Annotated in this window: 1 rRNA gene; it reads left to right on the forward strand. The window is 51.3% G+C overall.

Annotated elements, in window-relative coordinates:
• Positions 1–758: ribosomal RNA gene (locus tag HGT71_RS15610) — 23S ribosomal RNA — on the forward strand; the annotation flags it as partial.
• Positions 759–887 lie beyond the last annotated feature (129 nt).

Genomic DNA, 887 nt, shown 5'->3' on the forward strand with positions numbered 1-887 from the left:
AGTCTGCATGGAGCCAACCTTGAAATACCACCCTTTAATGTTTGATGTTCTAACGTAGACCCGTAATCCGGGTTGCGGACAGTGTCTGGTGGGTAGTTTGACTGGGGCGGTCTCCTCCCAAAGAGTAACGGAGGAGCACGAAGGTTAGCTAATCACGGTCGGACATCGTGAGGTTAGTGCAAAGGCATAAGCTAGCTTGACTGCGAGAGTGACAGTTCGAGCAGGTGCGAAAGCAGGTCTTAGTGATCCGGTGGTTCTGAATGGAAGGGCCATCGCTCAACGGATAAAAGGTACTCCGGGGATAACAGGCTGATACCGCCCAAGAGTTCATATCGACGGCGGTGTTTGGCACCTCGATGTCGGCTCATCACATCCTGGGGCTGAAGTAGGTCCCAAGGGTACGGCTGTTCGCCGTTTAAAGTGGTACGCGAGCTGGGTTTAGAACGTCGTGAGACAGTTCGGTCCCTATCTGCCGTGGGCGTTGGAGAATTGAGGGGGGTTGCTCCTAGTACGAGAGGACCGGAGTGAACGCACCACTGGTGTTCGGGTTGTCATGCCAATGGCATTGCCCGGTAGCTAAGTGCGGAAAAGATAAGTGCTGAAAGCATCTAAGCACGAAACTTGCCCCAAGATGAGTTCTCCCTGACCCCTTGAGGGTCCTGAAGGGACGTTGAAGACTACGACGTTGATAGGCTGGGTGTGTAAGTGCAGCGATGCATTGAGCTAACCAGTACTAATGACCCGTGAGGCTTAACCTTACAACGCCAGAGGCGTTTTGGATTGAGAGATTTATCAGCGCGTTGACAGATTTTAAGAAACGAATTTGTAGAAACGATGAATTTTTATCGTAATCAAGGCGACAACCAAGCGATAAGAAGGCGCATACA

Source organism: Rosenbergiella epipactidis, assembly GCF_018494055.1.
Taxonomy (GTDB): domain Bacteria; phylum Pseudomonadota; class Gammaproteobacteria; order Enterobacterales; family Enterobacteriaceae; genus Rosenbergiella; species Rosenbergiella epipactidis.